The organism is Bacteroidota bacterium (genome assembly GCA_036522515.1).
Classification (GTDB): domain Bacteria; phylum Bacteroidota; class Ignavibacteria; order UBA10030; family SZUA-254; genus VBOC01.
The window spans coordinates 217,980-233,786 of the sequence record DATDFQ010000015.1 but is presented as its reverse complement, the minus strand read 5'-3'; the positions used below and the strand labels follow the sequence as shown (position 1 = coordinate 233,786).

The following is a 15,807-nucleotide window of genomic DNA, read 5'->3' as shown; positions in this document are numbered from 1 at the left end:
CCAAGCCGACTCCTCGTTCCCACGCTCTGCGTGGGAACGCATACCGCGGCGCTCCGCGCCGCAACGGGAAAATCGAGCAAAAGATCTGTGATTTGAAGCAAACCTGGGCTCGCAGCCTAACTAATTCGTTGATAAACTCACGTGAATTGTTTATTTTAGATTATGCGACATCTGATATACGGTATCCTCTTCTGGTTGGCGGGTTTCACCACGCTTCTCGCTCAGCCCAAGCTTGAAATTGTGGGCGGCTCGGCGATCCAGTTCGGCGACTTCTATTCCGGCCTGACGAGCGTCAAACACGCCGTCACGATCAGAAATCTCGGAAACGAGACGCTACGTATCGACACAGTGATTGCGACGTGCGGTTGCACCGCCGCACTCAGCTCTTCCAAGAGGATCGCTCCTCATGATTCCGCCCAGGTGGCCATCACCTTTAAGATCGGCTCCTATCGGGGAAATATCGGCAAGACCGTCAGGGTCGTCTCGAACGATCCTGAATCTCCGGCAAATATCAATTTTTCGGTGAATATTCTCGAGGTCCTCAAACCTGATCCGGAATACATGTATTTTTACAACGTAAAGGTCGATTCCGCCTCCACGAAGACCTTCCGGCTCAAGAACGTGACCTCCGAGACTGTTACGATTCTGAAAGTGAAATCGAAGGATTCACAGCTTTCGATCGTCCGCCAGCCCAAGAAGGTGCTGAAACCGGGCGAGGAAACCCATCTGGTCGTCTCCCTGAAACCGCACCAAACCGGGTATCTGCAAGGGGAGCTCGAATTGGCCACAAGCTTCAAACCCTCTCCCATCGTCACCCTCGGTTTCAACGCCGTAGGGAAGTAATTCCTAAGGGGTTTCTCCCCTTGTTTTAGCCTCATTCTTCCCAAAATTTCCCCCAAACCATGTCATCCTGAGCGCAGCGAAGGATCTCTCCGGTATTCTGGCGTACGATGCTAGATCCTTCGGTCGCTCCGCTCCCTCAGGATGACAATTCAAGAATAGCCCGGCTAAATCCCTCTTTCATGCCGGAATGAAGGTCCCGCACCGGCTTCATTAATACTCGTTAATCTTCCCCTCTCCACCCCTTTTCCCATCCACTAAAACCCCTCTAACCAAGCCCAGGACGCAACTTTAGAGGTCTCCGGGTTGGAAGTGCCTCTTTCTAGGGGTATGGAGGGTCGGGTGTAGGGAAATTACTGAGTCGACCCGGGGGATTTCCCGATTGTATCAGCCTCGTTTTGAGGGCATATTTGGGTAGTAATTTTAATCAAACAAAAAGGGCTACCAAAATGACCAATACGCTGAGACTGATGACGATAAGCTTCATTCTGACCCTTGCGGGATACCATGCGAACGGGCAGGCGACCCTCTCCGGGGTCAAATACATCAATTCGACGACTGCCGTGGCAGTCGGATCAGCCGGAACGATCCTCCGCTCGAACGACGGTGGAATCACCTGGGCCACGCAGCCAAGCGGCACCTCGACCTATTTGTTCGCCCTTGCTTTCCCAAGCTCAAGCACTGGAACAGTGGTGGGCGGCGATCCGGTCAGCGGCACGCAAACAGTCGTGCATACCGGAAACTCCGGCTCCAGCTGGGGCTCACAATTGACGGGCACAGCCCTCCCCATGATCGGTGTGGGATTTGCGGACGCAAATAACGGGTTCGCGGTAGGGTACGGCGGGCATCTCGTTCATACCAACGACGGCGGCGCAACCTGGCAGAATATTGTCACGGGAGTCCTTTCGACTCTCGATAATGTCGCCTATATCGATGCAAATACCGCCACAGTCGTCGGCGATCTGGGAGTTATCATGAGGACGACGAACGCCGGCGCGACCTGGACTCAGCAGTCGGGCGCGGGCGGAAACGACATCTATGGCGTCTCCTTCACCAGCCTTTCGACGGGAACCTGCGTCGGAGTCAACGGAACGATACTCAGAACGACAGACGGCGGATCTACCTGGGTCAGACAGACGAGCGGCATCACGGGCTACCTGAACGCGGTCTGCTTCGTCGACGCAAACAACGGATGGGCAGTCGGAAACGGCGGGACGATCCTTCACACGAATAACGGCGGCGCAAGCTGGACGAGCCAGAGCCTCGCCATCGCAAACTGGTCTGACGTCTCGTTCATCGATGCGAACAACGGATTGGTGGTCGGCGATCACGGCACCACGATCATCCGGACGGTCAATGGCGGAGCAAGCTGGACACAGCAAACCGTCGGCGGCACACCGCCCCCGCCGCCTGCCGCTCCCGTGCTCGCTTCCCCTGCAAACGGCGCCACGAATCAGTCCGTGGCCCCGACACTCAGCTGGAACGCTTCCTCGGGCGCCACTTCGTACCATCTGCAGGTTTCGACGAGCTCCACCTTCTCGCCGGTCGTCGTGGACCAGAATGGCCTGACCGCAACGTCTTCTTCCGTAAGCGGCCTTTCGAACGGCACAACGTACTACTGGCATGTGAGCGCCTCCAACTCAGGCGGAACATCCGCATACTCAGGCGCATACAGTTTTGCCACAGGCGCGACCACTGGACAACCGGCGTGCTCCGTCAACCCGGCGAGCTACAACTTCGGAACCGTGGCGCTTGGATCGAGCGCCACGACGACCGTGACCGTTACGAATAGCGGTACCGCGACGCTCACCATCAGCAGCATCCAATCGACGGGTTCGAATTTCACCGTCGGAGTTTCCAGCGCCACCCTGGCGCCGGGAGCGAGCCAGACGGTTTCGATTACGTTCACACCCACGACAAAGAACGCCACGGTAAGCGCGAGCATCAACTTTGTGAGCAATGCTCCCAGCTCCCCTTCTGTCGCAGTAACGGGCAAGACCGGGCGCGCGGCCAAAGCCATCACCGAAGCCGCCGGCGCCGAGGTAGGGTCGATTCCGGTAGAGTACTCGGTTTCCCAGAACTATCCGAACCCCTTCAATCCGACCACGACGATCTCCTACGCCCTGCCCGAGCCGAGCGTCGTGCGCCTGAGCGTTTACAACGCCCTTGGCCAGGAAGTCGCCACGCTTGTGGATGGACAGGTTGGGGCGGGCTCCCAGTCGGTCGCGTGGAATGCCTCAAACCGGACCGGTTCGGCGCTTCCCTCCGGAATCTACTTCTACAGGGTGCACGCAACGGCGGTTTCGAGCGGAAAAGAGTTCAGCGAGACGAAGAGAATGATGTTAATGAAATAAGCTCATGGAGAGCCGCTGTACCAAAAGAGGGATAGGCCGAAAGGTCTATCCCTCTTTCATTAAAAAATACTAATCAAGAATCACTTGAGTAAATCGGCCTGGATCGCTATTATGGAAAGTGTTTCAAAATTGAGTCGTCCCACGACCAGTGAATCCGGTCACAATGAACTGGACAACCCCGGGCAACATGATTACATTGGGTCTGTCTATGCTGAGGATCACGATGAGAACGAAGGAGGGCACGAGATGAAAAGAACGATACTGCCTGCGATGGTGGCTGCCATGCTCCTGACGGGAGCACATGGGGTGCACGCACAGGGGAGCTTGTCCGGAGTCCAATTCTGCGGAACATCAATGGCGGTAGCCGTAGGTTCCGGCGGAACGCTCCTTCGCTCGAACGACGGAGGGGTGAACTGGTCTTCCGTCAATAGCGGAGTTAGTTCCTACCTTCTGGCTCTCTCGTTCCCCAGTTCCAGCGTCGGCACGGCGGTGGGCGGGGACCCGATCAACGGCACACAAACCGTTCTTCACACGGCAAATTCGGGTTCAAGCTGGAGTTCCCAGTCCACCGGGAGCACGCAGCCGCTCCTCGGGGTTGGATTTGCGGACGCGAATAACGGGTTCGCAGTCGGTTACAGAGGTACGATACTCCATACGACGAATGGCGGCTCAACGTGGGAAAACCAGGTCACGGGAGTTCTCACTCCTCTTGACAACATCGCCTGCATCGACGCCAACACAGCCACGATCGTGGGTGATCTCGGTGTGATCATGAGAACCACGAACGGGGGCGCAAGCTGGTCTCAGCAGTCGAGCGGGACGGCAAGCGACCTTTACGGAGTCCATTTTACGAGCTCCTCCACCGGGACTGCGGTCGGGATCAACGGAACGATCCTCAGGACGGTCAACGGCGGAGCGACCTGGACCAAACAGACAAGCGGAACGACCAATTACCTGAATGCGGTCTATTTTCGGGATGCGAACAACGGCTGGGCGGTGGGGAATAACGGGGTGATCCTCCATACGACGAACGGGGGGAGCAGCTGGACGGATCAAAGCGTTTTCATCGCGAACTTTTCAGACGTCTCCTTCAAGGACGCGAATACGGGGCTTGTCGTGGGAGATCACGGCAGGACGATTCTCCGTACCACCAATGGGGGCGGCAATTGGACGGTTCAATCGAGTATCAGCGCCGTAGGCGGATCCGATGAGCTTCCCCGGACGATGTCTCTCTACCAGAATTACCCCAATCCCTTCAATCCTACCACCACGATAGGTTTTTCGCTGCAGGAACGGACAATGGTTCGCCTCGTCGTCTATAATACGGTCGGTCAGGAGGTCGCCACTCTATTGAATGGTGAATCCGGACCCGGTTTTGAGTCTGTCAACTGGACCGCTCAGGATGCTGCCGGGAGAGCCCTTCCCTCCGGAGTCTATTTCTACGAGCTACGGGCGGGATCTCCTTCGCAATCGAACGTTGCCCCGGTCGGCATGAAGATGATTCTGTCGAAGTAGAGTAGTTGCCCTCCCAGGGAGGGGGAGGTTCTTTCCCGGTTTGTGGTTACAGCACTTAGTTGAAATAAAACGTTAACTGCGTCACGCCCTGTGGCGCAGCATCGGCCGTCAGGTAAGAATCACCCCCCAGCATTCTCCACCCCCTCATTCAAGTAACAGAACCCCTTCTGGCGTCTCGCAAAATTCCTCGATTTTGAAAGCATTCGAAGGGAGGAATATTAAATTATTTTAATAATTCAATTCGTGCCTTTCCATATCGCCCCGTGTACCCCATTTCTGACCGGGTGACAGTTATCACTGACGCATTGAAGGAGGTGGCGTTCTGGATTAAATTGACGCATGATTGAAACAGAAGTTAACGCGGACATTCAAAAGGAAGCCAAAATGAAGCATTTGATCCTGACAATTGTGATGTTGGTTCTCTTCACGGGCTTTGGAATTGCCCAACCAACGCTATCTGGGGTACAATTCATCGACGCCTCGTCTGCCGTGGCGGTAGGCACCTCCGGGACCGTTGTCCGGTCGAATGACGGAGGAGTGACCTGGTTTACGCAGCAGAGCGGCACAATCCGCTACCTTTTCAGCGTATCCTTCGCAAATTCGAGCGAAGGAACGGCGGTCGGCGGAGACCCGGTGAGCGGAATCCTGACCATCATCCATACTGCGAATTCCGGCTCATCCTGGTCCTCCCAGTCGGCCCCGGTCAGCCAGCCCCTCGTGGCGGTCTCGTTTTGCGACGCAAGTAATGGGTTTGCGGTCGGATATGGGGGCACGATCCTCCACACGGTGAACGGAGGAGCCACCTGGGTTTCCCAGACTACGGGCGTGCTTTCAACCCTCAACGGCGTCGCCTGCATCGATGCGAACACGGCCGTTATCGTCGGAGATTTCGGGGTCATCATGCGAACGACGAACGGAGGGGGGAGCTGGTCACAGTCCTCGAGCGGAACTGCAAACGACCTGTATGGCGTCAGATTCCTTAATTCCACCACCGGATGGGCCGTGGGCCTTCTCGGGACGATCGTCAAAACGACAAACGGCGGCTCCTCCTGGAGCGCGCAGTCGAGCGGCACAACGAATATATTGAATGCGGTCTCGTTTGCGGATGCCAGCAACGGATGGGCAGTCGGTAACGGAGGTGTGATCCTCCATAGCTCAAACGGAGGCAGCAGCTGGTCAAGTCAGAGCCTGGCGATCGCCAATTGGGCGGACGTCTCTTTTATCAGCTCCAGCACCGGCCTTGTGGTGGGTGACCACGGCACCACCATCATTCGCACGGTTAACGGCGGGTCAAGCTGGACAACGCAGACCGTCGGCGGCGGAAATCCGCCCCCGGCTGCGCCGGTCCTCTCATCCCCCTCGAACGGCGCATCGAATCAGGCGACTTCCCTGACACTCTCGTGGAACGCCTCAAGCGGCGCGTCAAGCTACCGCGTCCAGGCCTCGACGAGCTCGTCCTTCAGCACACTCTTTCTGGACGACTCCACGGTCACGACGACGTCGCGCGCAATCGGTTCCATGGCGAACAACACCACCTATTACTGGCGGGTCAACGCGAAGAGCACCAACGGCACCAGCGGATGGTCGAGCGTCTTCAGTTTCACGACTCTGCCCCTCGCTCCGGGAGCCTTCAGCCTCTCATCCCCGTCCAACGGCGCAACGGTGCAGCCGGTGAGCGGAACGCTGTCATGGGGGTCCTCTGCGAACGCGACCGGGTATGATGTCTATCTCGGCACGACGAATCCCCCCACGACGGTGGTGAGCACAAACCAGGCGGGAACCTCTTATTCGTATAGCCTGCTGTCGAACGGAACAACGTACTATTGGAACGTCGTCGCGAAGAACGGCGGCGGCAATACGAGCGCGACAGGCGGGCCCTGGAGTTTTGCGACTGCGGTCGCGGCTCCGGCAGTTCCCGTTCCGTCGTTGCCGGCCAACGGAGCGACGAACCAGCCGACCTCGTTGTCGATGTCGTGGGCCGCGTCGGCGGGAGCCGCCTCGTACCGCGTGCAGGTTTCAACCAGTTCCGCGTTCAGCACGTTCGTGCTGGACGATTCAACGGTCACGGGAACTTCCCGGGCCGTCAGCTCTCTTTCGAACAATTCGACCTACTACTGGCGCGTCAACGCGAAGAACACGGGCGGAACGAGCGGTTGGTCCGCCGTCTGCAACTTCACGACGGTCCCGTTGCTTCCGGCCGTGGTCACCGCGGCCGCCGGCTCCGTCACGACCAGCTCGGCGACGGTGAACGGCACGGTCAACCCGAACGGCGCCTCGACAACGGCATGGTTCGAGTGGGGGACATCGAGCACGCTTTCGACCTTCACCGCCACGACGGCGCAGTCGGTCGGATCCGGCACGAGCGCCTCGGCCGTGAGCGCGAATTTGACGGGATTGAGCTTGAACACAACCTATTACTATCGCGCCGCGGGACAGAATAGCGGCGGCACGCAGAAGGATGTGATCCTGAGTTTCACGACGGGAGCCAACCTGCCGACAGTGACGACAACTTCCGCGAGCTCCGTTACGACCAGCTCGGCGACGATGAACGGCACCGTCAACCCGAACGGCGTCTCGACAACAGGCTGGTTCGAGTGGGGCACGTCGAACACGCTTTCGACCTTCACGGCCACGACGGCGCAGTCGGTCGGCTCCGGCACGAGCGCCTCTCCTGTGAGCGCGAATCTGACGGGATTGAGCGCGAACACGACGTACTACTACCGCGCCGCGGGACAGAATGTCGCAGGCACGCAGAAAGACGCGATCCTGAGTTTCACGACAGGAGCCAATCCGCCGACCGTTACGACCACGGCAGCGAGCTCTGTCACGACGAGCTCGGCGACCATGAACGGCACGGTCAACCCGAACGGCGTTTCAACGACCGGGTGGTTTGAATGGGGGACCTCCAGCACGCTGTCGACGTTCACGTCCACGTCCGCCCAGTCGGTCGGATCAGGCACGACCGCCGCCCCGGCAAGCGCAAACCTGACGGGACTGAGCGCGAACACCACCTACTACTTCCGCGCCGCAGGACAGAATAGCGGCGGGACGCAGAAGGGAACGATATTGAGCTTTACGACGGGCGCGAATTCCCCGTCGGTGACCACGACGGCCGCGAGCTCGGTCACGACGAGTTCCGCGACGATGAACGGGAGCGTGAATCCGAACGGCGCATCGACGACGGCATGGTTTGAGTGGGGTACATCGAGCACGCTTTCGACGTTAACAGCCACGACGGCGCAGTCGGTCGGATCCGGCACGAGCGCCTCGCCCGTAAGCGCGAACCTGACGGGCCTGAACTTGAACACGACCTATTACTACCGCGCCGCGGGACAGAATAGCGGCGGCACACAGAAAGACGCGATCCTGAGCTTCACGACGGGTGCGAATTTGCCCACGGTCACCACGACGGCGGCAAGCTCGGTCACGACGAGTTCGGCCACGATGAACGGCACGGTGAACCCGAACGGCGTTTCGACGACTGCCTGGTTTGAGTGGGGCACCTCGAGCACTCTTTCGGCCTTCACGGCCACGACGGCACAGTCGCTCGGGTCAGGGACGAGCGCCTCTCCTGTGAGCGCGAATCTGACGGCGTTGACCGCAAACACGACCTACTACTATCGAGCCGCGGGACAGAATGTCGCAGGGACGCAGAAGGACGCGATCCTCAGTTTCACGACAGGGGCAAACGCTCCGTCGGTGACCACGACAGCGGCGAGCTCCGTCACGACGAGCTCCGCGACGATGAACGGGAGCGTGAACCCGAACGGCGTTTCAACGACTGCCTGGTTTGAGTGGGGCACATCGAGCACGCTTTCGACCTTCACCTCCACGACGGCACAGTCGGTCGGATCCGGCACGAGCGCCTCGCCCGTAAGCGCGAACCTGACGGGCCTGAGCTTGAACACGACCTATTACTACCGCGTTGCGGGACAGAATAGCGGCGGGACACAAAAAGACGGGATTCTGAGCTTCACGACGGGGGCGAATTTGCCCACGGTCACCACGACGGCGGCAAGCTCGGTCACGACGAGTTCGGCCACGATGAACGGCACCGTGAATCCGAACGGAGTTTCGACCACTGCCTGGTTTGAGTGGGGCACGTCGAGCACGCTTTCGACCTTCACCTCTACGACCGCGCAGTCGGCCGGCTCCGGGACGAGCGCCTCGCCCGTCAGCGCCAGCCTTTCAGCTTTGAGCGCGAACACGACGTATTACTACCGGGTCGCCGGGCAGAACGTTGCGGGAACGCAGAAGGACGCGATCCTGAGCTTCACCACTTCGGCCAATCTGCCGACAGTGGCGACGACGTCGGCGGGCTCCGTCACGGCAAGTTCGGCGACGATGAACGGCACGGTAAATCCGAACGGTGCCGCCACGACGGCATGGTTCGAGTGGGGGACTTCGAGCACGCTTACGACGTTCACGGCCACGACGGCCCAGTCCGCGGGCTCGGGGACGATCGCCTCGCTTGTCAGCGCGAACCTGACGGCGTTGAGCGCGAACACGACGTATTACTACCGCATCGCGGCGCAGAATAGCGGCGGGACGCAGAAGGACGGAATTTTGAGTTTCACCACGAGCGCGAATCCGCCCACCGTGGCGACCGCCGCGGCGGGCTCCGTTACCTCGAGCTCGGCGACGCTCAACGGCACGGTCAACCCCAACGGCGCCCTGACAACGGCATGGTTCGAGTGGGGTACGTCGAGCACGCTCTCGAGCTTCAGCTCCACGAGCGGACAGTCGGTCGGCTCCGGCACGAGCGCCTCCCCTGTGAGCGCGAACCTGACGGGTTTGAGCCTGAACACGACCTACTACTTCCGCGTCGCCGGACAGAACAGCGGCGGAACGCAAAAGGACGCGATCCTCAGCTTCACGACGGGCACAAATCCCCCGTCGGTGACGACGATGGGAGCGAGTTCGGTGACGACGAGTTCGGCGGTCACGAACGGATCGGTGAATCCGAACGGATCCCCGACGATGGCCTGGTTCGAGTGGGGGACTTCAAGCACGCTCTCCAGCTTCACCTCCACTTCGCAGCAGTCGGTGGGTTCGGGCACGACGGCCACACCCGTGAGCGCGAATCTGACGGGCCTGAGCCTCGGCACCACCTATTACTACCGCGCCGCCGGACAGAACAGCGGTGGCACGCAGAAGAACACGATCATGAGCTTCACCACCGGCGTCAATCCGCCCACGGTGGCGACGAGCGCGGCGAGTTCGGTGACAACAAGCTCGGCGACGATGAACGGCACGGTGAATCCGAACGGCGCTGCCGCGACGGCATGGTTCGAATGGGGCACCTCGAGCACCCTCTCGACGTTCACCTCGACGACGGCCCAGTCCGTCGGCTCGGGGACGACCGACGCGTCCGTGAGCGCGAATCTCACTTCACTGAACGCGAACACGACCTACTATTACCGGGTCGCGGGACAGAATAGCGGCGGGACGCAGAGAGACGGAATTCTGAGCTTCACGACGGGCGCGAATCCGCCGGCCGTGGTCACGACGGCGGCCACTTCGGTCACCTCAGGCTCGGCGACGGTCAACGGGACCGTGAACCCGAACGGAGTGTCGACTGTCGCGTGGTTTGAGTGGGGGACTTCGAGCACGCTCTCGACCTACAGCTCCACGAGCGCGCAATCGATGGGTTCGGGGACCAGCGCGTCGCTCGCGAGCGCGAATCTGAACTCTCTGAGCGCGAATACGACCTACTATTACCGCGTCGCGGCGCAGAACGGCGGCGGCACGCAGAAAGACGCGATCCTCAGCTTTACCACGGGCGCGAATCCCCCCACAGTTGCGACCACGGCCGCGGGTTCGGTGACTACGAATTCGGCGACTTTGAACGGAACGGTCAACCCGAACGGAGCCTTGGCGACGGCATGGTTCGAGTGGGGCACATCGAGCACGCTTTCGACGTTCGCGTCCACGAGCGCGCAGTCGGTCGGCTCGGGCACGAGCGACTCGCCCGTGAGCGCGAATCTGACGGGCTTGAGCGTCAACACGACCTACTACTTCCGCGTCGCCGGACAGAACAGCGGCGGAACGCAGAAGGATGCCATCCTGAGCTTTACCACGCTGGATGCTCCTCCGGCGGCGCCTTCGCCTTCATCGCCCGCAAACGGCGCGACGGGCCTGGCGACTTCGCCGACCTTGTCATGGGCCGCATCCGCCGGAGCAAGCTCTTACCGCTGCCAGCTCTCGACCGATCCCGCTTTCGGGACGATGACGGAGGACGATTCGAACCTGACCGCGACGTCGGACGTCGTCGGACCCCTGGCTTTCAACACAACCTACTACTGGCGCGTCAATGCGACGAACGGAGCCGGAACGAGCTCGTGGTCGCTCACCTGTTCGTTCACGACGGCGGGCGGAGCGCCCTCGTTCTCGGTCAACCCGACAAGCCTGAATTTCGGGACAGTGGTGATCGGCACGCCCCTGAAGGATTCGGTCACCGTCAGCAACAGCGGCAGCGGCACGCTGACGATCGACACGATCTACTCGCTCTCGACCAAGTATAAGGTAAGTCCGAGCAACGCGAGCGTGCCCGCCGGCGGAAGCCAGCTCGTGTACGTCACGTTCACACCGACGAACAAGAACGCGGTGACTTCGGCGATCGTCTTCAAGTATAACGGCGCGGGCTCGCCGGACAGCCTCCCGGTAACGGGCAAGGGCGGATCCGCTCCCCGCGTGAGGAAAAATACGACGGTCATCAATTTCGGACCGGTGGCGCCGGGGTCGATGAAGATGGACAGCTTCTCGCTCTATAACGTCACCAGCTCGAACGTCGTGATTTCGAGCGTCGTCTCGACCGACACCGTGTTCAGCGTGACTCCCACATCCGCGACGATCCCTCCGGCGGACAGCCAGTGGTTCGACGTCAGCGCCACGCCGCTCTCCGAGCAGCAGTCGAGCGGATACATCATTGTCAATTACGCCGACGGCTCGACGCCGGATTCGATCTTTGTGCAGACGGACCAGATCTCCGGCGTCAAGATCATCGTCGGCCGGCCGGCTGAGTTCGCATTGAGACAGAACTATCCGAATCCGTTCAACCCGGCGACCACGATCCGGTTCGAGCTCCCCGAAGCGAGCATCGTGACCCTGACCGTCTACAATATCCTCGGCCAGGAGCTCACGAAATTGGCGGACGGCGAGATGGAAGCGGGTGTCAAGACCGTCGTGTGGAATACGTCGGACCAGAACATCGGACAGGTGCCGTCCGGCGTCTACTTCTACCGGCTTTCCGCGAAGGGGTTGCATTCGGGAGTGGAATTCGGCCAGGTCATGAAGATGACGCTGATAAAGTAAGCCTTTCCCGGCGTCGGGAGAATCGGGTGGTTCCGGAAATCCGGGGCCACCCTTTTTTTTGGGAAAGGAGTAAATCGGGTTCGCGTTCGCAAAAAACTTTATCGCGCCAAGGGCTTGATTTTCCTGCTTATAGGAATGCGAATTCTCTAAAGGACACTCACCCGGATGCCATTTCGCAAGGCGAATATTCTCCGTCGCAATTCGCTCATGGATCGGGGCCGCTGCTTCACGAAATACCCGATTTGGCGGCACGTTAAAATTTATTAACGAAAAAGCCCTTGAACCCAAGCATTCCATTGTTTATTTTTCCTAAGGTGGGAGGGGAGTATTTTATTCGTAGGCCGTGCATGGGAAGCCACTACACGGATAACGAGTCTGTACCGGAGTTTGCCCGGAAGTGCGCGGAGCGGTTGTTGTGGAACCGGAAGTAGCAAGCGGAACACCCTTATTGATGAAACCAAGAAAAGACCATATTGCACGCCCATACTCTCAGGACCGGGCTCTCACTCACATGGAGTTGGAGCAGGTCCTCGAGGAACGGACGCAGGCCATCAACGAGCGCGATGAGGCGATGGCCAATCTGCGCGCCGCTCAAACCGAACTGGAATCGCAGGTTCGCGCTAGAACCGCCGAATTGATCAAGGTAAACCAGGCCTTAAAGTCCGAAATCGAACAGCGCCAACGGGTCGAAGAGAGCCTGACGTTTGCGCTTAGCGCGGCCCGTATGGGGGAATGGGACCTGGATCTCGTTCACGACACGTCCCGGCGCTCCTTCCGCCACGACCAGATTTTCGGATACACTTCCCCGCTTGCTCAATGGGGAAGGAAGAGCTTTCTCGAGCATGTCGTTCCCGAGGACCGGAAGGCGGTTGAGCAGGAGTTTCGCCGCGCGATCGAAACGGGAGAACAATTGAACGTCGAGTGCCGGATTCTCTGGCCGGACAAGAGCCTTCACTGGATCATCGCGAGCGGACGTGTTTTTCACGACAGGCGGCAGAAGCCGGTCCGCATGGCGGGGGTGGTGATGGAAGCCACCCAGTTGAAGCTTGCGGAAGAAAAGCTGCACTTCAGCGACCGGAGATTCCGTTCGCTCATCGAGAACAGCATCGACGCCATCATACTCGTTTCCGCCGACGCAAGGGTTCTCTATACAAGCCCGTCCACCGAGCGGATCCTGGGATACGCTCCCGAGGAGTTCATGGGCAGCGATTCGCTCGGGATGGTGCATCCCGATGACCGTGAGACGGCGGTGGAGCGATTCACGGGACTGATCGCCAGCCCCGGCAAGCCGGTGATGGGGGAAAGCAGGCTCCGCCACAAGGACGGATCGTGGGTCTGGACGGAGAGCATTTCGACCAACCTGCTCGACGAGCCGAGCGTGCGCGCGATCGTCATAAATTTCCGCGACATCAACCTGCGGAAGGCCGCGCAGGGAGAATTGGAGTCGACGAACGAGAGGTTGGAGCACCTCTCCCGCCGGCTGCTCGAGGTGCAGGAGACCGAGCGCCGTTTCATCGCCCGCGAACTGCACGACGAAATAGGCCAGGCCCTCACGGCTCTGAAAATCAATCTGCAGGAGATCCTCAGGAATCCCGATCCCGAGGCGCGCGTTTCCCGGACGCTCGATTGCGTCGGGCTCATCGACCAGACCGTTCTGCAGGTGCGGAATCTCTCGGTCGAGCTGCGCCCTTCGATCCTGGACGATCTTGGGCTCGTCGCCGCGCTTCGCTGGTACCTGGACCGTGTGGCCAAACGCTCGAGTTTTGAGCAACATTACAGCGCAGAGGGAGTGCAGTCCCGCCTTCCGAGCGATCTTGAAACCGCCTGCTTCCGGGTCGCGCAGGAGGCGCTCACGAACATCATTCGCCATGCCGGCGCACATGCCGTGTATGTCAAGCTTGTCCTCACCGACGGATCCCTCCGCCTGACAATCTCGGATGACGGCAAGGGATTCAACGTGCAGGAATCAATGGAAAAGGCGATGCACGGGGCGAGTCTCGGGATCCTGGGAATGCAGGAACGGGTCACTCTTCTCGGGGGCACATTAAATTTCATATCGACAGCCGGAAAAGGCACCGACCTCATTGCTGATTTCCCACTCAAATAGGGCGAGCCAGGAAAGCCCGGCGGCTTCAAGCCGCCCGGCGACGGCAACGCTGCGTATCTTGCTGGCCGACGATCATTCGTTGGTGCGCTCCGGGCTTCGCTCGCTCCTCGGCGAGCTGACGGGCGTGGAGGTTGTCGGCGAGGCGAGCAACGGGAGGGAAGCGCTGGACCTGATCCGCTCCCTGCAGCCCGACATCGTGATCATGGATATCTCCATGAAGGAATTGAACGGGTTGGAGGCCCTTACCCGCGCGTCGAAGGAATTCCCGCACGTGAAGATCATCATTCTCACCATGCACGCGGACAACGATTACGTGATGAGGGCTCTGGAATTAGGGGCGAAGGGATATCTTCTCAAGGACTCTCTCACATCCGAGCTCGAGCTTGCCGTCCGCTCTGTCGCGCAGGGTCAAAAGTACCTGAGCCCCCGGGTCTCGAAGGATGTGCTCGACAGCTACGCCAGGGGGGAACGGAGCGCTCCCGAGGAACTGACCTCCCGCCAGCGCGAGATCCTCCAGTTGATCATGGAGGGCGCCACCACCAAGGAGATCGCGGCTCAGTTGGGCCTCAGCCCGAAAACCGTCGAGGCGCACCGCGCTCAGATCCTCGAGCGCTTAAAAATCCGGGACATACCGAACCTGGTTCTCTACGCCATCCGCAAGGGTATCCTCGATCCGCATTCGTAGCATTCCCGCAGCGTTTCCCCAGCCGAATTTGTCATCCTGAGCGCAGCGAAGGATCTCGATCCATTAGGGGGAGATTCTTCGCTTCACTTCGTTTCGCTCAGAATGACACCAGTCGCGCCGCTCCCTCAGGATGACACCGTAGAAGTAATTCAGCCTCGACTCGTTTTCATCTGTGGTACGAGATTTCACTCCTTCTCCACCTGACCCGATTTACTCATTTGAAATCTTTCATTGTGTTTCGGGTCACTTCGGCTTTATCCTAATCTGTATTAATTAGCGAACAAGTAGTTTCCCGCGAGTAAGTCGCGCGTGGGAGAGGAAGCGGCGCCAGGAGGGAGGTTCGGTTCTCTCGATGCTCTCTTAACCAATAAGTGAAGAGCCAGACGGAAATAGGGCATTATCCCCATCTCTCTAGGTGTTTTCCTTATTGTTTAAGCCTCGATGTGAGGCTATCTTATGGAAGTCAATTTAAGTTCCATAAGAGAGCCAGACATGACCGAGCAAGTTACAATCAGTGCAACACAAAAGAAAGCCGAAAGTGGCAATCTCCGGCAGGTGTCTCAAACACCCGACCTTCGCACCGGCAAAAGCGTGCGGATCTTCCTGGTGGATGACAACGCCGATTTCCTGCTGGGCGCCACGAGATTTCTTTCGCTAACACCGCACTTTCAGGTTGTGGGGACGGCGACCTCGGGGAGGTTCGCGCTTGACCAAATACCTCAGCTCAATCCCGACCTGGTCATCATGGATATGGTCATGCCGGGAATGAACGGAATCGAGGCGGCCAGGATTATCAAGTCACAGTCTGCCTCCATTCGTGTAATCCTCACGAGTTTCCAGGAGGGGCGGGAGTATCAGCTCAGCGCGGAAGCTGTCGGCGCTGACGCATTCCTCTCGAAATCGGGGTTCGGAGAACATGTCAACATGTTCATCGACAGCCTCTTTCACTCGCCAAAGGCGGCGTGAAGGAGGAAATGACCGCGAAACAAGAT

7 protein-coding genes are annotated in these 15,807 nt (G+C 59.3%); all 7 read left to right on the top strand.

The window, feature by feature from the left end; genetic code table 11:
- The first annotated feature begins 162 nt into the window (after positions 1-162).
- The 7 genes from VI215_02520 (at position 163) to VI215_02490 (ending at position 15,781) form a co-directional block, all read left to right on the top strand.
- Positions 163-843, top strand: coding sequence for a DUF1573 domain-containing protein (locus tag VI215_02520; protein ID HEY6191179.1), 681 nt, complete (start codon positions 163-165; stop codon positions 841-843).
- Between the two features lie 467 nt (positions 844-1,310).
- Entirely contained in the window at positions 1,311-3,194 is a 1,884-nt protein-coding gene (locus VI215_02515; GenBank protein ID HEY6191178.1) for a YCF48-related protein, read from the top strand.
- A gap of 246 nt (positions 3,195-3,440) precedes the next feature.
- Positions 3,441-4,709 carry a YCF48-related protein gene (locus VI215_02510; protein HEY6191177.1) on the top strand — a complete coding sequence of 423 codons (1,269 nt, stop codon included), beginning with the start codon at positions 3,441-3,443 and terminating at the stop codon, positions 4,707-4,709.
- A gap of 384 nt (positions 4,710-5,093) precedes the next feature.
- A complete protein-coding gene (locus VI215_02505; GenBank protein HEY6191176.1) occupies positions 5,094-12,023 on the top strand; it encodes a YCF48-related protein in 6,930 nt (2,309 codons plus the stop codon).
- A 451-nt stretch (positions 12,024-12,474) separates the two neighbouring features.
- Complete coding sequence (locus VI215_02500; protein HEY6191175.1) at positions 12,475-14,130, top strand: PAS domain-containing protein; 1,656 nt, start codon at positions 12,475-12,477, stop codon at positions 14,128-14,130.
- Complete coding sequence (locus VI215_02495; protein HEY6191174.1) at positions 14,108-14,815, top strand: response regulator transcription factor; 708 nt, start codon at positions 14,108-14,110, stop codon at positions 14,813-14,815. The genes VI215_02500 and VI215_02495 overlap by 23 nt, the downstream gene beginning before the upstream one ends.
- Positions 14,816-15,307: 492 nt before the next feature.
- On the top strand, positions 15,308-15,781 hold the full coding sequence (locus VI215_02490) for a response regulator transcription factor (protein ID HEY6191173.1): 474 nt from the start codon (positions 15,308-15,310) through the stop codon (positions 15,779-15,781).
- Positions 15,782-15,807 lie beyond the last annotated feature (26 nt).

What these genes read in the sequence shown, in the direction of transcription:
- VI215_02520 (HEY6191179.1), top strand. Translation starts at nt 163, where the DNA reads ATGCGACATCTGATATACGGTATCCTCTTCTGGTTGGCGGGTTTCACC.
- VI215_02515 (HEY6191178.1), top strand. Translation starts at nt 1,311, where the DNA reads ATGACGATAAGCTTCATTCTGACCCTTGCGGGATACCATGCGAACGGG.
- VI215_02510 (HEY6191177.1), top strand. Translation starts at nt 3,441, where the DNA reads ATGAAAAGAACGATACTGCCTGCGATGGTGGCTGCCATGCTCCTGACG.
- VI215_02505 (HEY6191176.1), top strand. Translation starts at nt 5,094, where the DNA reads ATGAAGCATTTGATCCTGACAATTGTGATGTTGGTTCTCTTCACGGGC.
- VI215_02500 (HEY6191175.1), top strand. Translation starts at nt 12,475, where the DNA reads ATGAAACCAAGAAAAGACCATATTGCACGCCCATACTCTCAGGACCGG.
- VI215_02490 (HEY6191173.1), top strand. Translation starts at nt 15,308, where the DNA reads ATGACCGAGCAAGTTACAATCAGTGCAACACAAAAGAAAGCCGAAAGT.